Raw genomic sequence first — 21,785 nt, 5'->3', positions numbered from 1 at the left:
GGAATTTCTCCGTCCAGATAAAAAATTCACTGTATGAAGCATGTTTTTATTCTATGCCCACCTTTCTTTAGGTGTTCCATAGTTATAAAGAATGCCTGAACTGTCTATAACAGGAATAACTACTTCTATAAAAGGAGAAATCACGAATGAAACAACGCAAACATATTTTGTATAATCAACCGCGTGCTCATACAATTGGGAATGTGGAATATATAAACAATGAATGGATATTCTTTGATGATGAAAATGATGAAGCATTTTTGCTTGAAGATATTATTGAAGATGGATTTGAAGTTTTATATAACAACAATTGGCTACCGGCAAGATTCTACGAACAAAACATATTACAAATTGCAAATGAACATCATCCATTGCAAAATGGTGAAATGATACGAATTCGTAAAAAATTACTACTCAGTTATCATGAATGGTTAGAAGAACTATCCGATTCCGCTTTTGCGTTATTTGCAGAAACATTGCAGTCCTTCAATTATTCTTTATATGACTGTATATATTGTCATAATTTCTTATCGTTTCAGCCGAAAGAAGGGCCTTGTGAAGGTGTAAACCTGCTATTATTTGATAACGAAAAAATGATTTGCTCGTTGCACCATCATTACGTTCGGTATTCCACTTGTAATAAGAATATATTTCAATTTACAAAAACAAACGGGGAACAACTACATATAGAATCTACGTGAATACAAAAATAAGAAGAATCACTCATTCTCTATAGAACGAGCGATTTTTTTATTTTTGTTACAATAGCTATACCTCGTCTCTATCTTTTCCGTAATCAAACCTCATAAATGTATTTCATTTCATATAAGTTCAAATTTGACAAACCATTAAAGAAAAACCATCTTATTCTCCTTTACAGAAAAATAAGATGGTTCTATTTTACGCAAATGGTGAAAATCCCATCGGTAATCGTAATCCAAGATATAGTACAATAACAAGCGCAATAATAAATTGAACCCAAAACGCCCCTGCCGGTTTCTTCTTACTTGTTTTCACAAGAACCATTTCCATTGCAGCAATAACCCAAACGCCAACTAACATTTTTAGGCCATACCACATATGCATGTTCCCTGTTGCTGTTTTCATAATGCTTTGATACAGTAAGAAACCCGTTACAATGATGATGATATACACAAGACGAAGCCCCATATGTACGCCTTTACCTTTTCTTCCTGCCGTATACATAGAATACGCCACAAAGAATAAAATAAGCCCTAGTGCCCACGCTGTAATATGCATGTGTGTTGTCACGATATCCCAACCTCCTCTTTTCCCACTTTTTCACTTTATATGATACCATGTCCACTTCTTTTCAGGAAATGTTTCGCTTTTTTACATTTAAATGATATAATATTTAGAGTATTTATAAACTTCTTGTAATAACAAAAGGGGGAACAATCATGATTCAAACAAAGGATATTATCGAACTAACAGACACATATGGAGCTCACAACTATCATCCGCTACCAATCGTAATTTCGAAAGCAGAAGGAGTTTGGGTAGAAGATCCTGAAGGAAACCGCTACATGGACTTACTTAGTGCATATTCTGCGGTAAACCAAGGACACCGTCATCCGAAAATTATTGACGCTTTAATTGAACAAGCAAACCGTGTTACGTTAACTTCACGTGCCTTCCATAGTGATCAATTAGGTCCTTGGTACGAAAAAGTAGCGAAATTAACAAATAAAAATATGGTACTTCCAATGAATACAGGTGCGGAAGCTGTTGAAACCGCAATCAAAACAGCACGTCGCTGGGCATATGATGTGAAAAAGGTAGAAGAAAATAGAGCTGAAATTATCGTTTGTGAAGATAACTTCCATGGTCGTACAATGGGGGCAGTTTCCATGTCATCCAATGAAGAATACAAACGTGGCTTCGGACCAATGCTTCCTGGCATTATTGTAATTCCTTACGGTGATTTAGAAGCATTAAAAGCTGCAATTACACCAAATACAGCTGCATTTATTTTAGAACCAATTCAAGGAGAAGCAGGAATTAACATTCCACCAGCTGGATTCCTAGAAGAAGCATACGATATATGTAAAAAAGAAAACGTTTTATTTGTAGCTGACGAAATTCAAACTGGTTTAGGCCGTACTGGTAAACTATTTGCATGTGATTGGGACAACGTAATTCCTGACATGTACATACTTGGTAAAGCACTTGGCGGCGGCGTATTCCCAATTTCTTGCGTCGCAGCAAATCACGATATTTTAGGCGTATTCGAACCAGGTTCTCACGGCTCTACATTCGGTGGTAATCCACTTGCATGTGCTGTTTCTATTGCAGCTCTTGACGTATTATTAGATGAGAAATTAACAGAGCGTTCTCTTCAATTAGGTGAAAAATTAGTAGGACAATTAAAAGAAATTGATAATCCTATGATCACAGACATCCGTGGTAAAGGATTATTTATCGGAATCGAATTGAACGAGCCTGCTCGTCCATATTGCGAAAAATTAAAAGAAGCAGGTTTATTATGTAAAGAAACACATGAAAATGTAATTCGTATCGCACCACCTCTTGTTATTTCTGAGGAAGACCTAGAGTGGGCATTCCAAAAAATTAAAGCGGTATTATCTTAATACAAACAAGCTGCCTTATAAAAGGCAGCTTGTTTTATGAAACAATCATTTTTGAGAAAAGTAATATCCCAACGATAACCGGAAATAGAAGCAACACACCTGCTATACAGGAGACAATCACATGTTTCAATTCCCACCAATCATTTCTTATCCCTTTCCGAAACCAAAACAATGAAAAAGGTATAATGAATATCACTGCCGTTACCAATCCTGGAACATATCTTTCTGTCAAAATTGCCCCAGTGATATGAAACAACCCATTCATAAAAATCATCGCTTGTATAACGAGCAATATATAAAGCGTGACTTTCTTTTTAAATATAGAATGAATACACACAAGCAGAAAGACAATGCTTGTTAACAAACATAATGCAATGAAGAAATATTGTTTTTGCCCCGCGTTTTCTTCCATACGAATCGGTTGGAAATACTTCATTTCAGGGAAAAAGTAATATTCCTCAGCATTATGAAATGCAAATAGAATAGGGATGAGCCAAATATATAACGTACTATTTGACCAGGTTTTGAAGCGTTCCAACATGCTGCACCGTTATTGTCACTTCATCACCAGCGCTTAGAAATTTAGGTGGTATAAACCCTTTCCCAACTCCCGCTGGTGTTCCAGTCGCAATAATATCCCCAGGCTCTAACGTCATCCCTTTACTTACGATAGAAATAATATCTTCTATTGAAAACATCATATTTGCAGTATTTGAAGTTTGCCGAACCTCTCCGTTCACTCTTGTTTCAATATCTAATTGATTCGGGGTTTCAATAGCCGTCTTATGAACTAAATACGGCCCCATTGGGCAAAATGTATCAAAACTTTTTCCTAAGAAAAATTGTTTATGTTTTCTTTGAATATCTCGAGCAGTTATGTCATTTACAATTGTATAACCGAAAACATATTCAAGCGCCTTATCTTTTGCAATTTGTTTTCCGCGTTTCCCAATCACAATTGCGAGTTCTCCTTCATAATCTAGTTCACTCGTTGCATGCGGATGACTGTGAATTTTCTCTCCATTCCCGATAACCGTCGTCGGTGCCTTTGTGAAAATCATGATATCTTTCGGAATAGACTCTTCTCCACCCATCTCTATCGCATGATCACGATAGTTTTTTCCGACGCAAAGAATATTCTTTCTTGGTCTTGGAATAGGTGCTAATATTTTAACGTCTTGCAATGGATAATACGCCGTCGTTTCATTTTCCTTTGCCCAATTTACAATTTCCACCACTTTTTCAATAAAAGCATTTCCTTTTTCGATACACTCTAGCATTGTAATAGGGACTGTAATCTTTTCGCCTTTTTGCCGCTGTGCTTCTCTAATATGCAGCACTTTTTCTTCATACTCATCCACAATGCCAACAAATACTTTCTCTTCCTTCTTCACTGTAACAAATCGCATGATTTCCACTCTCCATCCTAAAACTCATACAATGTAATTGTATTCGCATTCCTTTAAAAAAAACCTGCCAATACATTTTAATTTTTACAAGATTCTTCATTTTTTACACTGTCCGATGTTATTTTGGAATAAAATGTAGAATTTTTACTTTTTTTATCGAAGCTATTTCTTTTTTATGGAACTTTTGTATAATATGTACTACATATATACTTAAAATTTATAAAGAGATGGAGCCGATTCTATGTTTGAGCAAGCGATTGAAAAAAAACGTGAGAAAATGATGTATTTTGCTGAACGCTACGGAATAACTTCTCAAAAAACAGTGGATTGTAGCCAAGAACTGGACAGGCTCTTAAATGTTGTTTGGCTTTTGAAAGTAGATTTCACCTCAACTTATACTATAGACGAACACACACAATGAAGTGTGTGTCTTTTATTTGAAAAAAGACACATTTTAATGAACACGCCCATACAATAATAGAAAAGGATTTTTTTACGATCCTTTATTTTTTAATATTGAACACGCATAATAACAGCAATAAAAATTTTATTTATGAAAGGTGTTTGCTATGCCAGCGATGGTTGGACATATTCATATCGTTAACATTGGATCAAGTGGTATTTTTCATGTTGGAGATGTATTTGCAATTAGACCGATTAGTTACTCACGTGCTTTTGCAGGAGCTGGTTCTTTTAATGTTGGTGAAAATATTTCAGTATACAATTATCAAAATACGACAACAGTCAATGATACAGACATAATCGATCAAGCTATAATTGGATCAAACTAAAGGAGGCGAATGATAAGTGAACTTTTATGTCCAGCAAAGTATTATCATTAACAAGATAAGAATCGAGAGCATTACAACATCATCTGTTTTTCAAATTGGAAGTGCCGGCAGCATTAAGGCACTATCTAAATTTTCCAATACCGGTGGATTTACAGCGCCGCTTCGCCCCTTGAAATCGAAAGGACAAATTATTTCTATTAAACCATGATGAGTTCTTCTTAAGCTCTTTATGTCATAAACATATAGAGCAAGCATACGTCCCTCCCTATTGAAAAGGAGGTTTCACACAGTGAATCAATATGTATACATTTACCTACAACAATTTCAACAAGTTCTTCAAAAACAGCAAGAAACAATCCATGCATTAGAAGAGCAAGTACGGACATTAAAAGAAGAGCTTGATGAACTAAAAGGCCGGCCTTCCTCTTCTATAGGAAAAGTAGAATATAAATTCGATCAATTAAAAGTAGAAAACTTAAATGGTACGTTAAATATCGGCTTAAATCCATTCGCAACTAAAGGGCAACAAATTGAAGATTTTGAAGTAGATACAGAAACATTAAAAGTAAATCCAGAAACACAAACAACTCCCGATTTTTATCAAGGCATTATTCAAGAGATGCATCGCTATTTAGATGAAGAAGCATATAGCAGAATTCTTCATTTTGAACAAGAACAGCGGACGCCGCTCGATGATATGTATCGACAAATGATGATTGACGATATAAAAAAACAAATGGAGCATCGCCTTCCTTACTATTTATCACAAGTACAGCCGTATGAGGACATTACATCAAACCCCGAATATATGAAAGACGTAATTATTCAAGCTATGAAACAAGATATTGATAAAGCATTCCTTTCCTTTATTCAGCACATACCGAATAATTTTCGAAAGGAGTAAGTTTACATGAACTTTAACGTGGTTAATTGTGAAATGAAAGTTGGTCAGATTAAAATGAACGGGGTATCTTCATCTGCACTTTTTTTAATCGGTGATGCAAACCTCCTCATTCTCTCTTCTATTCTCGATACGCCTTTTGAATCAATGACTGAAGGTCCATTTGTGCCTCTCGTAATTGCCGCGCCTACTACTCCAGGTTAAGGAGGGAGCTTTATGCTTCAGCACATTTCAGTTGTTCATCAATCCAATATTATCTCTATGGGGATTTCTGGTGTTTTTCAAGTTGGCGACGCAAAACAGATGGAATTAAAAAGCCGAGCGCTTATTGTACACCGTGAAATTCCTTACTATTTAAAAGGCGAAGGAAAATTAGAGGCTTATGAAATCTTTACAGATGATGAAATTACAATTCCCACCCGATCAACCGATGTCAAAATGAATATTATAAATGAATGTCCCTTTATTGAAGTAGGTGATGTTACGATTCGGTCCTTATTAAATTCTGCTTGCTTTCAAATTGGCTCCGTTGACTACGCATTTAATAATTCACGTATTCTCCAAATCCGCCAATATATCACAGATGAACCTTTGAACAAATAAATCATATAGTAATGTTAAAGAAAAGTGTTTAGGTAGGTGAATAACATGCCCTCTGTCGTTGGAAACCTCGTTGTTCAAAATAGTAACGGCTCTTTTAACTTAGGTGACTTCTATAATGTCTCTCCTAAGGAAAATACAAAGGCATATAACGGTTCAGGAGCATCAAATGTTGCTTTTGTTGTTAATACATTTAACGGTGTCAGCGCAACAAATACATTCGATTCAGATGTTGCGGATCAAGATCAAATTGGAACGGCTTAAAAAAAGTAGGAGAATTGTCTCCTACTTTTTTCGTTCTTTTGATTTTCTTGTTCGCGCTTCAATAAGTGTAATCATTCTTATTGTTTAACCTTTGAATGATAACCCACTTTCCTTCAAAGCAGTTCTAAGTTTAGGTAAAGATGCTGGCCCCATACCGTGCAGTTGTAAAATCTCTTTCTCACTACATTTTGAGAGCTGCTGCAAAGAAGTTATTTCATTGTGTTCCAATGCTCTTCTTGCTGGTGCCGAGAGAAGTGAAAGAAATCCACTCTCTGGTTTTCGTTCTTTCTCACAGATCAGGCAAGAAGAGCAATCGCTACTTTTATAATATTGGTGTCCATTGTTGCAAGTTCTTAAACTTTTTTTGGAAGTTACCATTTTACATACTTCCTTCCTAAAGTTACATCTTTCCTCTGTTTCACATTTATACTTTGATGTATGTTTCACTTACTTTGTTAATCAACATGTACTATGTGATTTCCATCAAAGAAATATAAGCACTTTCCTTTCACTGGATGATGTAAACTTTTCTCTAACGCTTTCGCATATAATGAAAGCTGTACTTTATAACGTTCTTCTAAAATCGGCTTTGCTTGGTCGAATCCACCTGGGAACTTTCCTTCAATTGTATCTGTTTTAAAATCAATTAATACAACTCCGTCTTCCTCTTCTATCATACAATCAATAACTCCTTGGACAAGTACAGATTCTCTGCTCTGATTTTGCCAATCTTGATACGCTTCTTCCGCTGAAAGCATCATCGTAAACGGCACTTCACGTTCTACACTTTTCGCAGCTAACACACGCTTACCAAGATCCGTATCAAAAAACGCTACAATTCGATCAATCGCAATTTCTTCTGCTTGCTCAAATGTTAGTAATTCTTTATTTACCATTTCCGCAATTTGCTCTTGAACGGTTTCAAGCGTGATCGGTTTTTGTAAATTAACATGTTGCATTACGGCGTGAACAGCTGTTCCCCGTTCAGCATAAGTTAACCCCTTTTTCTCCATAAAACGAGGACGCGTTTTTATAGGAGTACGAAGTTTTTTAATAAAGGCATTATCACTTCCATCTTCCGATTGATAATTCCGCTTTATCTCAGTAACAGACTGCTTCGCCCGATGCGCTGTTGCACCTTCATACGCATATTCCCAAGTTAAACGAGCATACACCTCTTCTTTTCGTTCACTTTCTAGAGGAACAGGTTTTTTCTCACGAAGCGCTTCTAACAATTCTTGCTTTTCTTCTTGTACTGGTTCCGGTGCAAGTAAAGTGCTACCATCAATCACTTCCACTTTCCAGCTCGCATCGTATTCATAAATTTCATTTGGTATATTTCCTTGTCCAAGTTCAAGAAGCATTTCGCTATCACGATGTCTATATAGTGACGGTGCAATCCAATCTAAGTAACAAGATGCTCCTGCACGAACGTAATCCGGTAACAACCAATCTGTATGCTCACGCGGGTCAAGCCACTTTTCAATCTCTTTTTCTTTATCTTTCACCGTACCAATTAAAATCAATTTTTCTTTTGCACGCGTTAGAGCAACATATAATACGCGCATCTCTTCCGCAATTAGTTCCATCTTCATTTTACGTTTAATGGCTAGTTGTGATAACGTTGTATATTTAATTCGTTTACGAGGATCAATAAACTGTGATCCAAAACCGAAATCTTTGTGTAATAAGAATCGTTTCATTAAATCTTGTGTATTAAAACGGCGCCCAAGCCCCGCTACAAATACAACTGGGAACTCTAACCCTTTACTTTTATGAATCGTCATAATTCGAACCACATCTTCTTGTTCACTAAGCGCTCTCGCTGTTCCCATATCATCCCCGCGCTCTAAAATACGTTCAATAAAGCGAAGGAAACGGAATAACCCGCGGAAAGATGTTGCTTCGTACTGCCTTGCGCGATCATATAGTACGCGTAAGTTAGCTTGACGCTGTTTTCCCGCTGGAAGACCACCAACGAAGTCATAATAACCTGTCTCACGATATACTTTCCAAATTAAATCAGAAAGAGACTGCTGGCGCGCAAATTCACGCCATCCTTGCAAGAGATTATAGAACCATTGTAATTTCCCATGTAATTCTGCCTCTTCTTCAAGCGGCGCGCCTTGTAAAAAGGAACGCATCACTTCATAAAACGAGCCTTTTTTCTCATGAGCACGTAACATCGCAAGCTCTTCATCATTTAACCCAACAATCGGGGAACGAAGCACAGCAGCAAGCGGAATATCTTGCATCGGATTATCAATTACCCGAAACACATTCATCATAACGGTCACTTCTGTCGCTTCAAAATAACCTGTCGCGAGCTCAGCGTAAACAGGAATGCCTTGTAATTTTAACTCTTCCATAATTTGCGGAGCCCACGGCATCGAACGAAGTAAAATGACAAAGTCACGGTATTTCACAGGGCGCATGCTATCTGTTTTACGATCATATACTTCATAACCTGAATCAACCATCGCTTTAATTCGCTGCGCCATTAAACGTGCTTCAAGCTGTGCTTTTTCTACTTCTACACCGTCTTCTCCCTCTACCGATTCTTCTTCCTCAGACTGATGAATACATAACAGTTCGGCTGCTACATCTTCTCCTTCTGGGTAGCTCGCACCTAACTTTAGTTCAGCATCAGCATCGTAATCGATTTCCCCGACAGTTTCGCCCATAATTTGTTTAAAAATAAAGTTCGTACCTGCTAGTACTTCATGACGACTGCGGAAGTTTTTGGCTAAATCAATCTTCATCCCGCCGTCTATTCCTTCAGGTGTAAAACGTTTATACTTTCCTAGAAATAAGCCAGGCTCTGCTAATCGGAATCGGTATATCGACTGTTTTACGTCGCCGACCATAAACAGATTACCTTCTTGTTCAGAGTCTTTCGTTACAAACTTAATAATTGACTCCTGCACAAAGTTCGTATCTTGATATTCATCGACAAGTACTTCGGCAAATTTATTCCGATATTGAAGCGCAACTGGTGATGGACGAAGCTCGCCATCGTTCGTACATTCACTTAAAATTTGTAAGCAAAAATGCTCTAAATCTGTGAAATCAACCATTCCTTTATCACGCTTTATCGTTTGAAAACGTTCAGTAAATACTTTTACAATCTGAACAAGCTTTTCTAGTACAGGGTGCATATCCTTGAAATCACGTAAAAAGCTTTCTGGTTTCCGGCTAAACAACTCTTCTTGTAGCTTCTTCACCTCATCTTTCGCTTTATTTCTAAGTGAATCTACTTGTTTGACAATCTCTTCATTATAATCACTCTTTTTAATACGCTTTAACGTCTGCCACGAAACATTTTGCATCGCTTCATATACACTTGCCCAAGACTGATGTGCTGCACTAGATAACGTCCCGAGTAACACAAGGTCCGCTTGTAATGTCTCCATGCGAGGCGCTGGCCCATCCGAAAGCATAGCTAACTCAATTGCTTTCCGAATATGCTTTTCAGCAGTTTCCAGCTGAAACTTCACATCTTCTAATAAATAAGTTGCATACGTTAAGTCTTCAATTGATTTCCCTTCCACATCATATGCTTCGACAAGCTTATCTAGCCACTTCTCTGGATCTGGATGCGCCCTCGATTCCGTATGAAGCGCTAAAATCATACGCTGCAGGTCATCATCACTACGATCGCTCGTATATCGGTCAACTAGTTCAAAGAAAATGTCATTTCCTTCGATTCCATATTCCTCTTCTAATATGTCATCTAATACTTCTTCTTTTAATAATTCATTTTCTGTCTGGTTAGCAATGCGAAAACGGGGATCAACATCGAGCATATAATAATACGTTCGAATCACTTGTAAACAGAACGAGTGAATGGTTGAAATTGATGCTTTATTTAATAAGCTGAGCTGTTTCCGAACATGCCCTGATCCTGGCTCATCAATTAATACTTTTTCTAACGCTTCACCAATTCTGTTTTTCATCTCTTGTGCCGCTGCATTTGTAAACGTTACGACAAGCAAGCGATCCACATCTACTGGATTCTCGGCATTAATAATTTTGCGAATAATTCTTTCTACAAGTACAGCTGTCTTTCCCGATCCCGCTGCCGCCGCTACTAAAATATCACGGCCATCTCGGACAACTGCCTTCCATTGATCATCTGTCCATTGACTACCTTCAGGTTTCTTTGGCCAATTCTCTATCATTCTCCGCCAACCTCCTCTCTCATTTTCTCCATCGCTTCACTATCTTTCATATCTTTCAACGTACGAAACTGATTGTCTTCAAGTGATTCATCAAATTGACAAACAGAACGGAAATTACAGAATGTACAAGCTGCTTTTTTCCCCATTTTATACGGTGCGATATCAATAACACCTTCTGTAATGTCTTTCCCGATGTTTTCAAATGTATGATGTACATATTGCTGTAAAGTTGTAAATTCTTGCTCACTTGCAATACTAGAACGCGCACTAAAGCTACCATCTTTTTTCAGACCTGCAGAAATAATGTCTGAACTTCCCGTTGAAAGCTTGTTATCCATCAATCGAACAACATCCGCATCTCCTAGTACGAGACCTTTCATTTTAAATTTCTTTAAAATTTCCTTTTCAATCTCTTCTTCTGAAGCGTCGCCCTTCATCTCCACAATCGGATTATGGATATGGAAATATAAAACGCCAGCAGGTGATGCCGTTCCATCTTTTTTCATCCACGTATTCGCATTTGAAATAACAACGTCTAAATACGTTAACATTTGAAGTGCTAACCCATAATATACTTCTGTTAAATCTAAAGCTTTTGTGCTCGATTTATAATCAATAATGCGAAGGAAGGTACCATTTTCGTCTTCCGCTTTATCTACACGGTCAATCCGGCCAACAACTTCCATTTTCACACCGTTCGGCAACGAAAACTCCATCGGCGGAAGTGAGCCTGTCCCGCCCATACCAAATGGAACCTCTAAATCAACTGGCACAAATCCACTGGACTTCGCATGTTCACGAAGGATAAGTGACGTACGGAAAATGATTTGCTGTAACTTTTGTTTCAAATAATAATTCCGATTAGAACTTAATAAAATTTGTCTTTGTAATAACGGTGCGATTTCTTCAATTACTACGGCAGAAAGATGCTCACACTCTTTTATCGATAAATCAGCCCAAGTACGATTTTCCCTAAGTAACTTGTCTGCAATTTTCTTTAATGCTGCATGGAATAATTCGCCGATATCCGGTGCATCTAACTTGAAAATATCACGCTCTCTCAGCGATAATCCATGCTGCGCAAAATGAGCATATGCGCATCGATTAAATAATTCCATGCGAGAGACGCTTCCTTTAATTTTATCTCCGTATAGATCTCTACTTACAACCGAGCTAAGCTTCTGCGCACGGTTTCGATAAAATAAACTAGATAGTACACGACTACTTTTTTGCTTCCACTCGGGCGATGTAACATAGAAGTTGTAAACATCCCACCAAAAATCAAGGTTCCCTTCAAAACCATATCGTTTCCAATTTTGTAATTGCTGCGTTACATATGACAAGGTAACCTCTGGCGTTGCTACATACGAAATTTGTACCTGACGAGATAAATCATTCACATCATTCGTTACAAATACTTCTTTAACAGAAGGAAACATTCTTTTCACTTTCTTAATAAAGCTAGATGAAAGTAGCGTCTTTCCTTCTTCATCCGCAAGGGGACAAGAAATATACAACTTCTCAGATGCACGAGTTACTGTTTGATAAATAACAAATTGCTCTTCTAATAACATCTGCCTTGTTGTTGGTGCTAATTCTACACCAGCCGTAACGAGAAATTCCCTTTCTTCATCCGATAACATCCCTTCATCTGAAGGAGCTGCCGGAATGATTCCTTCATTCGCACCAATCACAAAAGCCGCGCGAATATCCGATAACCTTGAACGATCAATGTTCGCAATGAGCACTTGATCTAAAGAAGGCGGGATATTTGCAAATTGAAGTGCCTCAAGTCCCGTTGTCATTACATCGATAAACATTGAACGAGACATCTTTTCCTCACCAAGCATTTCTACAAATGTATCAAGAAGATTCATTACTTCTTCCCAAACTTGATCATGGTCACTTGCAAATAGAAAATCCCCTTCTGCCTCAGCACGCATACGCAAATCTTCCAGTTTTTTAGGAACATCTAATTCTTCTAAAAACAAATAAACCGCTTCACACATTTGTACAACTGAACTTGCACGTTTTAAACGCTTCTGCAAACGAATAATTGGTGTCCTTACCACATCACGAAGGCGGTTTATTTTCTCTTCCATTTCACGTTCGCTATCTGTTTGCATTCCGTTTACTCCATCTAGCGAACGATAACGACGATACGTCCACGGCTCATCTGCCGTCCATCTCTTTCCTTGTACGCCATATGCTAAACAGTAATTTTCAAACTCATCCATTTCTTCGCGCATTGATTCTTTTCTCATATCCAACGGATATAATAATTCCGTTTTTATACAGCGAAAAATAGCATCATAACGCCAATTCCCACTAATGACTTCTAGTGCAGAACGAATGCATTCAATCAATGGATGATGTGACATTGGACGCTTTTCATCGATAAAGTGCGGAATATCGTAATCAGTAAACAATGTTTTCATTACATCATAATAGCTTTCTCCATTACGAAGAAGAACCGTAATATCTCTGTAGCGATACTTCTCTTCCGCAACAAGTCTGCGAATTTCCCTAGCTACACCTTCAACTTCCGCTCGCAAGTTTGCCGCTGTATATAATGTAATGTCTGGTTCACTTTGGAACTTCTTAGACGGACGAGATTCAAACTCAGCTTCTAGATGTGCCAATGCTGGCGAAAGAAAACGTGGCTGTTCTCTCATTGAAATTGTACTTTCAACTGCGATTTTCTCCTCACGTGCCAGTTGTTTTACCTTTTCATACGTAAGTACTGTTTGATAAAACAAATCTAGTTCACTTGTTGGCTGCGATAATGTTTTTTCATCTACTGTTAACGTAATTGTTATTCTTGCTCCGCAAATCATGAGCTGTCTAATAATCTCTAATTCCCCAGGTGAAAATGAATGAAATCCGTCTATATAAATTTCTGCGCCTTTTACATAATCAGAATCCGGAAGCTTTTCTACAAGCAACTGTAAATAATCTTCTGAATCTAAATATTTACCAATTAAAGCCCGTTCAAAATCATCATATAAAAGCTGAAGGTCGTACATTTTATTTGCTAATAATTTTTGCTCATCACCGCTACTATGAGCATCTAACTGTTGCCACATCTCATATACATTCGATGGCGTTACATTATAACGTTTAAACTCGGCAATCATGCTGCCTAAATGTTCAAAAAAGCCATTTTGTTCTGCTGCTTTTTGAAACACATACAATCCTTCTTTACGCGCTTCTACAATTTTACGTAGTAACATATGCACGCCAGCCTCATCAATATGAAGGCGGCTTGCACCACCAACTTCTTGCAAGACCTTCCACGCTAACCTTGAAAAACTAAAAACTTGCGCCCTGATGGAGGCGCTAACTCCTTCATTACCTATTAAAGCTTGCTGCGTTTGGAACGTCATTTGTTCCGGTACAAGATATAAAATTGTTTCGCCTCTTGGACGCTGCCCTAATTCTTCTTGCACTTCATGTAAACAAAATGTACTTTTTCCACTTCCAGCTCGTCCAATCACAAATCGAAGCGACATGTAATCCCCACCTTTCACTTACATAACGAACGTTAGTTTGCTGTCATCATTGTATTATAGGACAGGAAAAAAGACAAACAGAGGCTGCTTGTCTTTTCCTTCCCTATAAGCTGTAAAGTGAAACTTTAATCAGCCCTCACCAATCATGTTTTTACGGGCAGTTTATCCCCCACCTAGCTTCTTTGATTTCCTTAGAATCTTGAGGGTGGGGAACCTACTGCCCGCAAATAGCGGGATAAATCATTTCATTATCCTTTTGAAAAATTCGTTTGCACTTCATGAATCGGCCAATAGCGTAAATCCACTTTCCCGACAACAGTATCTGCTTTTACAAATCCAAAATGCCTGCTATCCCAACTGCCGAGACGATTATCACCAATCACAAAAATATACCCCTTCGGAACAGCCTTTTCTCTCGTTAATTCTTCTAACGTAAAATCACCTGTCAACTGCCGGCCTTCCGCTTGCCTCTTATATGTTTCCAAATAAGGCTCATCAATAAATTGACCGTTTATATACAATTTGTCATGCTTATATTCAATCCGATCACCTGGTAAACCGATAATTCGCTTTACATAGTCTTCCTTTTTATTCGCATGAAACACGACAACATCAAATCGGTTCAACTCCCCAACTTGATAGCTAACCTTATTCACAACAAGCATATTTCCATCTTGAAGTGTCGGCATCATTGACTTCCCCTCTACAACATACGTTGAGAAGAAAAACGTTCGAAAGAAAACAGCTAATAGCACACCTATAAAGATTGTTCTCATCCACTCTAGGCCTTCTTTTTTCAAAGCTCGCTTCATCTGTCTCTCCCCTCACCCTTTTCTATACTGGAGCCCTAATTATAGCGAAGACTAGTCTTAATGTAGTTCTAGCTTTACCTCAATCTTCTTACCGACATACCATAAAATAAAAATGACACCTATGACAATAATTGTTTTCACAGGCTTATGGATAAAAGAAGTTAAATCATGCCCAATATAACTTAAAATAAGAATCATGACTAACTTTCCAAGCGCTAACGCTAACACAAACTGCCTTATACTAATACGTGATAAACCAGCCACAACATTAATAAGTGCAGACGGCGTAAAAGGAAAACAAAATAATATAAAAATAGGTGCGAATCCTTTTCGCTCAATCCATCCCATCGCTTTACGCACTTTCGGATGTTTATTCACAAACGAGAAGAATCGACTTCGTCCAAAACGACGAATAACTGAAAATACAATTAATGCACCGAGAACCGATCCAAGCCATGAATACAAAAAACCAAACCAAAACCCGAAGGCAACTGCATTTGCCATCACAAACAAAATAAGTGGCAGTGCCGGGATAAGCGCCTCTACCATCGGCAAGCCAATACCAAGGAGTGGTCCAAGTGCCCGATAACTCTCTACAATCTGGTCCATATTTTCTGCTGAAAAATACTCTTTGATTGTTTGAAAATCCATTCTACAATTTACCCCTTTGCTATATTCCTATCCCTACTTTATCATCGCTTATTGGAAAGAGGAAATGGTAGATACGACATATGGAGATATATCTATTAAAGTTCCATAGTTTTATGTAAAAATCCTTCATTATTATTGCGTGATAATCTATCATTATTTGACAGGATGTTACATATTGATAAATAAAGTGCAACTTTAATCAGTGGAGTTTTCTTCACCCTCCACTGATTATTAGCCCTCACCAATCGGGTATTTACGGGCAGTTATCTCCCACCTATCTTCTTCGCTTCTCTCGAAATCTTGAGGTGGGAGTCTTAATGCTCGCAAATAGCGGGATAAATTTATATCCCCCAAAAACGTCCTTTATCTTCCTTCATATTGTAAATTATCAATCCAGTTTTCAACTAAAATCAACAACCGTATTATTATAAATGGGCAAAAATACTATAACAGTGGTTCCTTTCCCTACTTGGCTTCTTATGTTTATTTTTCCACCATGACTTTCACTAATTTGATAACTAATCATAAGCCCAACACCCGTTCCCTTTTCTTTTGTACTATAGAAAGGTTCGCCTTTGGAAAATATAACATTTTGATTATTATCGAGGAGACAGTATGGAACTTTAGTTAAATTATAAAATTGTTCTGTTATGTTCTTGAACTCGTTTATATTTATAAGGTCTTTAAGTGTATATCTCATTATTTAACCTATCTCCTTTTTATTTAATATATTATTATAATTCTCTAAAAATTAATTATTCCGAAAATAAGATGAACACTTTAAACAGTTTCCTAATACAACGATAATTTTGTTCTACATTGTGATTTAGATATTTCACCTGTCTTTTCGTAATGCCTGCTGGTATCTTTTTCTCTTTCTTCGACTCTGCACATAGATAGGCCAGATACTTGTCTAGAGTGATAACATACGAATTTGAAATATGAAAAGACCGCAAAGCTTTCTTGAAAAAGCGCTTTGCGGCCTTATGATCTCTTGTTTTTCCTAAGTAAAAATCAGTTATATTTCCTTCCGAATCAACGGCACGCTATAAAGTGAAACTTCCACCGGTTGAGGGCTTCATCTCCCACTGATGGAAAGCCCTCAACAATCGGGATAAATACATCCATTACCCTGTTACTTTCATATGGATTATTTAATTCTGATTCATACTGATGAACCCAGTTTATAATCGTTGTATACGCATTAGATAATCTATGTTCTCCTATTATCTTCACTAAGTCACTTACTATTAACAAGATAATACCTTGATAGTTTCTATTTGAAATCATTTGACTTTGATATACATAATCTCCAGCCTTTCTAAGTTACTAAGATCAGCATGTCCAAGTCTGATAGATTTCTTGCACCAGAACCAGTTTTTTATTATCTCATTCGTTGACGAGCGAATAGGAATCCACCTAAAACGAACAATACCATACCTCCAATAATTGAAATCATTTCCGTTGGTGTTCCACCTGTTTTAGGAAGTAATGCTGTCGTCTTATCATTTTCTTTAGTAGGTGGAACTTTTGAATCGCTATTTATGTTTGTGTTTGTATGTGTATTTGGATCTTTGTTTGGATCTTTGTTTGGATCTTTGTCTGGATCTTTGTCTGGATCTTTGTTTGGATCTTTGTTTGGATCTTTGTTTGGATCTTTGTCTGGATCTTTGTCTGGATCTTTGTTTGGATCTTTGTTTGGATCTTTGTTTGGATCTTTGTTTGGATCTTTGTCTGGATCTACACCTGGTTCGTCCTTGATTTTTGTATTCGTGATGTCATAACCTTTGACTTCTGTTTGATATCCATCTACCGCTTGTTCTTTTACTTCATACTTGTAGGCTTTTCCGTCTGCATCATAAGCTGCTAAATCTGCAAATGTATATTTCCACCCTGTTGCTTCACTTACTTCTTTCGTATCAACCTTTTGACCGTTTTGAAGTAAGTCTACTTGAATTGTTTTCGGACGATCTGTTGCATTGTCGTCTTTCCACGTCTTCGTTCCTTCTACTTTTGTCTTTCCTACTTTTGTATTCGTGATGTCATAACCTTTGACTTCTGTTTGATATCCATCTACTGGTTGTTCTTTTACTTCATATTTGTAGGCAGCGCCATTCGCATCGTAGGCTGCTAAATCTTTAAATTCATACTTCCAGCCACTTGCTTCACTTACTTCTTGTGTCGCAATGACTTGGCCATTTTGTAGTAAGTCTACTTGAATCGTTTTCGGACGATCTTTCGCATTATCGTCTTTCCACGTCTTCGTTCCTCCTACTTTTGTTTGACCTACCTTTGTATTCGTGATGTCATAACCATTCACTTCTGTTTGATATCCATCTACTGGTTGTTCTTTCACTTCATACTTGTAGGCTTTTCCGTCTGCATCGTATGCTGCTAAATCTTTAAATTCATACTTCCAGCCACTTGCTTCACTTACTTCTTGTGTCGCAATGACTTGGCCATTTTGTAGTAAGTCTACTTTGATTGTTTTCGGACGTTCTTTCGCGTTATCGTCTTTCCATGTCTTCGTTCCTTCTACTTTTGTTTGGCCAACCTTTGTATTCGTGATGTCATAACCTTTGACTTCTGTTTGATATCCATCTACTGGTTGTTCTTTCACTTCATACTTGTAGGCTTTTCCGTCTGCATCGTATGCTGCTAAATCTTTAAATGTATATTTCCACCCTGTTGCTTCACTTACTTCTTGTGTCGCAATGACTTGGCCATTTTGTAGTAAGTCTACTTGAATCGTTTTCGGACGATCTTTCGCATTATCGTCTTTCCACGTCTTCGTTCCTCCTACTTTTGTTTGACCTACCTTTGTATTCGTGATGTCATAACCTTTGACTTCTGTTTGATATCCATCTACTGGTTGTTCTTTCACTTCATATTTGTAGGCAGCGCCATTCGCATCGTAGGCTGCTAAATCTTTAAATTCATACTTCCAGCCACTTGCTTCTGTTACTTCCTGCGTCGCAATGACTTGGCCATTTTGTAGTAAGTCTACTTTGATTGTTTTCGGGCGATCTTTCGCATTATCGTCTTTCCACGTCTTCGTTCCTTCTACTTTTGTTTGGCCGACCTTTGTATTCGTGATGTCATAACCTTTGACTTCTGATTGATATCCATCTACCGCTTGTTCTTTTACTTCATACTTGTAGGCTTTGCCGTCTGCATCATAAGCTGGTAAATCTGCAAATGTATATTTCCACCCTGTTGCTTCACTTACTTCTTTCGTATCAACCTTTTGACCGTTTTGAAGTAAGTCTACTTGAATCGTTTTCGGACGATCTTTCGCATTATCGTCTTTCCACGTCTTCGTTCCTTCTACTTTTGTTTGGCCAACCTTTGTATTCGTGATGTCATAACCTTTGACTTCTGTTTGATATCCATCTACTGGTTGTTCTTTCACTTCATATTTGTAGGCAGCGCCATTCGCATCGTAGGCTGCTAAATCTTTAAATGTATATTTCCACCCTGTTGCTTCTGTTACTTCTTGTGTCGCAATGACTTGGCCATTTTGAAGTAAGTCTACTTGTATCGTTTTCGGACGATCTTTCGCATTATCGTCTTTCCACGTCTTCGTTCCTTCTACTTTTGTTTGGCCAACCTTTGTATTCGTGATGTCATAACCTTTGACTTCTGTTTGATATCCATCTACTGGTTGTTCTTTCACTTCATATTTGTAGGCAGCGCCATTCGCATCGTAGGCTGCTAAATCTTTAAATTCATACTTCCAGCCACTTGCTTCACTTACTTCTTTCGTATCAACCTTTTGACCGTTTTGAAGTAAGTCTACTTGTATCGTTTTCGGACGATCTTTCGCATTATCGTCTTTCCACGTTTTTGTTCCTTCTACTTTTGTTATTTGTACCACTTTTGTATTTATAATGTCATAACCTTTGACTTCTGTTTGATATCCATCTACTGGTTGTTCTTTTACTTCATACTTATATCCTTTGCCATCTGCATTGTATGCCACTAAATCTTTGAATTCATACTTCCAGCCTGTTGCTTCGCTTACTTCTTGCGTTGCGATGACCTGACCATCTTGTAGTAAGTCTACTTTGATTGTTTTCGGACGTTCTTTCGCATTATCGCCTTTCCATATTTTTGTTCCTGTAATGAATGTAGTTTTCACTTTATTCGAAATCGGCAACTTAACTCCATTTACAGCACCTGATTTAACTTCAAAACTTACTTTTTCCTGAGGATTGAAATCAATATACTCTGGAGCTGAAACCTCTTGCACATAATATTTACCTGATTGTAAATTAGGAATTTCAATTATTCCTTTTTCATCCGTTACATATACATCTCCAACTTGTTCACCTGACTCTTTATACAACTTAAACGAGACATTCGGTATTACTTTGTCTTCATCCGTTCCAAGGTGCTTAACAATTCTTAATGTTCCTTTAGGAGGTAAATCACCTTGAGCACCACCACCAGATGTTATATTTGCGACTGTGGCACTACCCGACTCAGAAACCGGTTGTTTGTATAGAATTTGATAATCAATCTTATAATCATTCTTAAAAGATTCTTGGCTCTTTCCGCTTTCCGTTATAGTACTTGTATAAAAAACGGTAAAAGACCTAGCACTTCCCATATTCCAATTAATCACGACTTTAAATGAATGACCGTCGTCATTAAACTGAACATATCCATAACGTTGATCTTCAAATTGTTTAATTGATAAAGACTCTCTATCATTAACTGTTATTCGAAAACTATCTTTATTAAGTGTTTGACCTTCCTGCAAACTGTCAGACACAACAATATCTCTACTTAAATATTCTTTGTTTAAGTTTATACTCAAGAACCAACGCACTTCATCCGGGTTATCTGGTTGAATATCACCAGTTTTATAGAAAAACGGTTTAGAGCCTGTACCACCACCACTGGTTGGACCGGTAATCGTTACAGTTTGCTTATCTAAAGTTGTGCCTAAATTTGTTTCAACATCTTTCGTTTGATCCGTTCCTACATTAGTAGCTTGAACTGTAAAATTAAAATGCCCTTTAATATTGTGGAGTTTCTCAACCATATCATTAAATGTACATACCACATTACCTGCATTTACTTGACAAGTACCAAAATTCTTACCTTGCTCATCATTTAATGGAATCGCTCCCTTGAATCCTTTTAATTCTGGGGGCAGCGTTAATGTTAGTGTGTCTCCAGACTTCATCCTATTTCCAGATTTATCACTAAAAGTTACATTTATTTTAGCCTGTTCGCCGTAACTTAGTTTTGTTTTATCAATCGTAAAACTATCCACAAATCCTGTTGTATTTAACTCTTGTGCATTTGCTATTATAGGCATCAAACTTTGACCTATTGTAAACATAAAAAGCATTAGAATTGAAAAAATCGAAGTTACTCTTTTTACCATATCATTCTCCTATCAATTATATTTAGATGGCTTCTAATATGAATATGCTATGACAATGACTCAATAGGCTGATGGTATTTTTCTCTTTCGACTGTTATAAGCTTAAAAGCTTGAAAATAGATCTCTATAAATGATTCTTCTACTCTCCATACATCTTCATTTTTTCTAATGTAACACTAAATCTATTAATTTTAATATTTACATTCTTAATATATCGTGATAGTATTACAACTAGGAAAATTATATTCTCTCACCATTCCTATCAAATCTCAAAATCTTAAATTGTATCATATATGCCATCTTATTGTGAGCATAAATTTCTGGTTAATAATGTTTTCATTTAAGTGCTATTGGTTTATTTATACTACTTTCCGTTAGTATTAGATTCATAACATCATTATGTCCAAATTTGATAGCACCTTTTTAATGATTCACAATTTTATTTACCAGAACCCTTCACCTCCCTCTTAAAGGCATTTTTCATGCTCTCACCCGTAATATTAGGGCTATTTCAACAATAAAAATAGTTTTTGTAACTTTTGTAACCAATTTTGTAATTAAAGAAACCTAACAGTTGTTCCAACATGGATAAATACCAATTTTGAGATAGACCTCCTATTTTATAGTCCCTCCTATCTGTACCGAAATATCAAT

Annotated in this window: 21 protein-coding genes; 9 read left to right on the top strand and 12 right to left on the bottom strand. The window is 37.1% G+C overall.

The annotated features are described in order from the left end of the window. The first annotated feature begins 146 nt into the window (after positions 1-146). A complete protein-coding gene (locus ACM6HU_RS12350) occupies positions 147-701 on the top strand; it encodes a DUF2777 domain-containing protein (RefSeq protein WP_016113749.1) in 555 nt (184 codons plus the stop codon). Between the two features lie 199 nt (positions 702-900). On the opposite strand, the gene ACM6HU_RS12345 is transcribed toward ACM6HU_RS12350, so the two are convergent. Continuing rightward, complete coding sequence (locus ACM6HU_RS12345; protein ID WP_033671045.1) at positions 901-1,260, bottom strand: YisL family protein; 360 nt, start codon at positions 1,258-1,260, stop codon at positions 901-903. 161 nt (positions 1,261-1,421) lie between these two features. Here ACM6HU_RS12345 and rocD point away from each other — a divergent pair, with 161 nt between their 5' ends. Next, complete coding sequence (gene rocD / locus ACM6HU_RS12340; RefSeq protein WP_016113747.1) at positions 1,422-2,612, top strand: ornithine aminotransferase; 1,191 nt, start codon at positions 1,422-1,424, stop codon at positions 2,610-2,612. Positions 2,613-2,646: 34 nt separating this feature from the next. Here rocD and ACM6HU_RS12335 read toward each other — a convergent pair whose 3' ends face one another. Both ACM6HU_RS12335 and ACM6HU_RS12330 read right to left on the bottom strand, forming a co-directional pair. Further along, positions 2,647-3,153 carry an HXXEE domain-containing protein gene (locus ACM6HU_RS12335; protein ID WP_016113746.1) on the bottom strand — a complete coding sequence of 169 codons (507 nt, stop codon included), beginning with the start codon at positions 3,151-3,153 and terminating at the stop codon, positions 2,647-2,649. Continuing rightward, positions 3,122-4,021 (bottom strand): fumarylacetoacetate hydrolase family protein, encoded by a 900-nt coding sequence (locus ACM6HU_RS12330; RefSeq protein ID WP_275857192.1) that lies wholly within the window; start codon positions 4,019-4,021, stop codon positions 3,122-3,124. The genes ACM6HU_RS12335 and ACM6HU_RS12330 overlap by 32 nt, the downstream gene beginning before the upstream one ends. Before the next feature lie 241 nt (positions 4,022-4,262). Between ACM6HU_RS12330 and ACM6HU_RS12325 the strand changes: the two genes are divergently transcribed. The 7 genes from ACM6HU_RS12325 to gerPF all read left to right on the top strand — a co-directional run bounded on the left by ACM6HU_RS12325 (position 4,263) and on the right by gerPF (position 6,577). Then, on the top strand, positions 4,263-4,442 hold the full coding sequence (locus ACM6HU_RS12325; protein ID WP_097833661.1) for an aspartyl-phosphate phosphatase Spo0E family protein: 180 nt from the start codon (positions 4,263-4,265) through the stop codon (positions 4,440-4,442). A 148-nt stretch (positions 4,443-4,590) separates the two neighbouring features. Further along, the gene (locus ACM6HU_RS12320; RefSeq protein WP_016113743.1) at positions 4,591-4,812 is read left to right on the top strand and encodes a spore germination protein; all 222 of its coding nucleotides are present in this window, start codon (positions 4,591-4,593) and stop codon (positions 4,810-4,812) included. A gap of 16 nt (positions 4,813-4,828) precedes the next feature. Then, a complete protein-coding gene (locus ACM6HU_RS12315) occupies positions 4,829-5,020 on the top strand; it encodes a spore germination protein GerPB (protein WP_016113742.1) in 192 nt (63 codons plus the stop codon). 81 nt (positions 5,021-5,101) lie between these two features. Further along, positions 5,102-5,716, top strand: a complete 615-nt coding sequence (locus ACM6HU_RS12310) for a spore germination protein GerPC (protein ID WP_414848213.1) — start codon at positions 5,102-5,104, stop codon at positions 5,714-5,716. 6 nt (positions 5,717-5,722) lie between these two features. Further along, a complete protein-coding gene (locus ACM6HU_RS12305) occupies positions 5,723-5,917 on the top strand; it encodes a hypothetical protein (protein ID WP_016113740.1) in 195 nt (64 codons plus the stop codon). A 12-nt stretch (positions 5,918-5,929) separates the two neighbouring features. Further along, positions 5,930-6,316 carry a spore germination protein GerPE gene (locus tag ACM6HU_RS12300; RefSeq protein WP_016131239.1) on the top strand — a complete coding sequence of 129 codons (387 nt, stop codon included), beginning with the start codon at positions 5,930-5,932 and terminating at the stop codon, positions 6,314-6,316. A 45-nt stretch (positions 6,317-6,361) separates the two neighbouring features. Continuing rightward, positions 6,362-6,577 (top strand): spore germination protein GerPF, encoded by a 216-nt coding sequence (gene gerPF, locus ACM6HU_RS12295; RefSeq protein ID WP_003195867.1) that lies wholly within the window; start codon positions 6,362-6,364, stop codon positions 6,575-6,577. A gap of 84 nt (positions 6,578-6,661) precedes the next feature. Here the strand turns inward: gerPF and ACM6HU_RS12290 are convergent, their stop codons facing one another. From ACM6HU_RS12290 to ACM6HU_RS12250, 9 genes are all read right to left on the bottom strand, one after another. Continuing rightward, positions 6,662-6,955, bottom strand: a complete 294-nt coding sequence (locus tag ACM6HU_RS12290; RefSeq protein ID WP_016113738.1) for an RNA polymerase alpha subunit C-terminal domain-containing protein — start codon at positions 6,953-6,955, stop codon at positions 6,662-6,664. Between the two features lie 77 nt (positions 6,956-7,032). Continuing rightward, positions 7,033-10,758: a helicase-exonuclease AddAB subunit AddA gene (gene addA, locus ACM6HU_RS12285; protein WP_414848212.1), complete on the bottom strand. Its 3,726-nt coding sequence runs from the start codon at positions 10,756-10,758 to the stop codon at positions 7,033-7,035. Beyond that, positions 10,755-14,270, bottom strand: coding sequence for a helicase-exonuclease AddAB subunit AddB (addB, locus tag ACM6HU_RS12280; protein ID WP_414848211.1), 3,516 nt, complete (start codon positions 14,268-14,270; stop codon positions 10,755-10,757). The genes addA and addB overlap by 4 nt, the downstream gene beginning before the upstream one ends. Before the next feature lie 248 nt (positions 14,271-14,518). Then, complete coding sequence (gene lepB / locus ACM6HU_RS12275; RefSeq protein ID WP_016132584.1) at positions 14,519-15,082, bottom strand: signal peptidase I; 564 nt, start codon at positions 15,080-15,082, stop codon at positions 14,519-14,521. 57 nt (positions 15,083-15,139) lie between these two features. Then, positions 15,140-15,733, bottom strand: coding sequence for a TVP38/TMEM64 family protein (locus ACM6HU_RS12270; protein ID WP_016113735.1), 594 nt, complete (start codon positions 15,731-15,733; stop codon positions 15,140-15,142). Positions 15,734-16,133: 400 nt separating this feature from the next. After that, positions 16,134-16,433: an ATP-binding protein gene (locus ACM6HU_RS12265; RefSeq protein WP_016132583.1), complete on the bottom strand. Its 300-nt coding sequence runs from the start codon at positions 16,431-16,433 to the stop codon at positions 16,134-16,136. 55 nt (positions 16,434-16,488) lie between these two features. Beyond that, on the bottom strand, positions 16,489-16,755 hold the full coding sequence (locus ACM6HU_RS12260) for a DDE-type integrase/transposase/recombinase (RefSeq protein WP_375337740.1): 267 nt from the start codon (positions 16,753-16,755) through the stop codon (positions 16,489-16,491). Between the two features lie 13 nt (positions 16,756-16,768). Beyond that, positions 16,769-17,023: a hypothetical protein gene (locus ACM6HU_RS12255; protein ID WP_195743265.1), complete on the bottom strand. Its 255-nt coding sequence runs from the start codon at positions 17,021-17,023 to the stop codon at positions 16,769-16,771. 94 nt (positions 17,024-17,117) lie between these two features. Further along, a complete protein-coding gene (locus ACM6HU_RS12250; protein WP_414848210.1) occupies positions 17,118-21,086 on the bottom strand; it encodes a Cna B-type domain-containing protein in 3,969 nt (1,322 codons plus the stop codon). Positions 21,087-21,785: the final 699 nt, after the last annotated feature.

Source organism: Bacillus sp. IT-79MI2, from assembly GCF_949768135.1.
Lineage (GTDB): Bacteria > Bacillota > Bacilli > Bacillales > Bacillaceae_G > Bacillus_A > Bacillus_A pseudomycoides.
The sequence above is the reverse complement of the archived record's forward strand: the minus strand, read 5'-3'. Positions and strand labels throughout refer to the sequence as shown.

Bases quoted from the DNA above. Each gene is read 5' to 3' on its own strand.
- ACM6HU_RS12350 (WP_016113749.1), top strand. From the start codon at position 147: ATGAAACAACGCAAACATATTTTGTATAATCAACCGCGTGCTCATACA.
- ACM6HU_RS12345 (WP_033671045.1), bottom strand. From the start codon at position 1,260: ATGCATATTACAGCGTGGGCACTAGGGCTTATTTTATTCTTTGTGGCG.
- rocD (WP_016113747.1), top strand. From the start codon at position 1,422: ATGATTCAAACAAAGGATATTATCGAACTAACAGACACATATGGAGCT.
- ACM6HU_RS12335 (WP_016113746.1), bottom strand. From the start codon at position 3,153: ATGTTGGAACGCTTCAAAACCTGGTCAAATAGTACGTTATATATTTGG.
- ACM6HU_RS12330 (WP_275857192.1), bottom strand. From the start codon at position 4,021: ATGCGATTTGTTACAGTGAAGAAGGAAGAGAAAGTATTTGTTGGCATT.
- ACM6HU_RS12325 (WP_097833661.1), top strand. From the start codon at position 4,263: ATGTTTGAGCAAGCGATTGAAAAAAAACGTGAGAAAATGATGTATTTT.
- ACM6HU_RS12320 (WP_016113743.1), top strand. From the start codon at position 4,591: ATGCCAGCGATGGTTGGACATATTCATATCGTTAACATTGGATCAAGT.
- ACM6HU_RS12305 (WP_016113740.1), top strand. From the start codon at position 5,723: ATGAACTTTAACGTGGTTAATTGTGAAATGAAAGTTGGTCAGATTAAA.
- ACM6HU_RS12300 (WP_016131239.1), top strand. From the start codon at position 5,930: ATGCTTCAGCACATTTCAGTTGTTCATCAATCCAATATTATCTCTATG.
- gerPF (WP_003195867.1), top strand. From the start codon at position 6,362: ATGCCCTCTGTCGTTGGAAACCTCGTTGTTCAAAATAGTAACGGCTCT.
- ACM6HU_RS12290 (WP_016113738.1), bottom strand. From the start codon at position 6,955: ATGGTAACTTCCAAAAAAAGTTTAAGAACTTGCAACAATGGACACCAA.
- addA (WP_414848212.1), bottom strand. From the start codon at position 10,758: ATGATAGAGAATTGGCCAAAGAAACCTGAAGGTAGTCAATGGACAGAT.
- addB (WP_414848211.1), bottom strand. From the start codon at position 14,270: ATGTCGCTTCGATTTGTGATTGGACGAGCTGGAAGTGGAAAAAGTACA.
- lepB (WP_016132584.1), bottom strand. From the start codon at position 15,082: ATGAAGCGAGCTTTGAAAAAAGAAGGCCTAGAGTGGATGAGAACAATC.
- ACM6HU_RS12270 (WP_016113735.1), bottom strand. From the start codon at position 15,733: ATGGATTTTCAAACAATCAAAGAGTATTTTTCAGCAGAAAATATGGAC.
- ACM6HU_RS12265 (WP_016132583.1), bottom strand. From the start codon at position 16,433: ATGAGATATACACTTAAAGACCTTATAAATATAAACGAGTTCAAGAAC.
- ACM6HU_RS12255 (WP_195743265.1), bottom strand. From the start codon at position 17,023: ATGATTTCAAATAGAAACTATCAAGGTATTATCTTGTTAATAGTAAGT.
- ACM6HU_RS12250 (WP_414848210.1), bottom strand. From the start codon at position 21,086: ATGTTTACAATAGGTCAAAGTTTGATGCCTATAATAGCAAATGCACAA.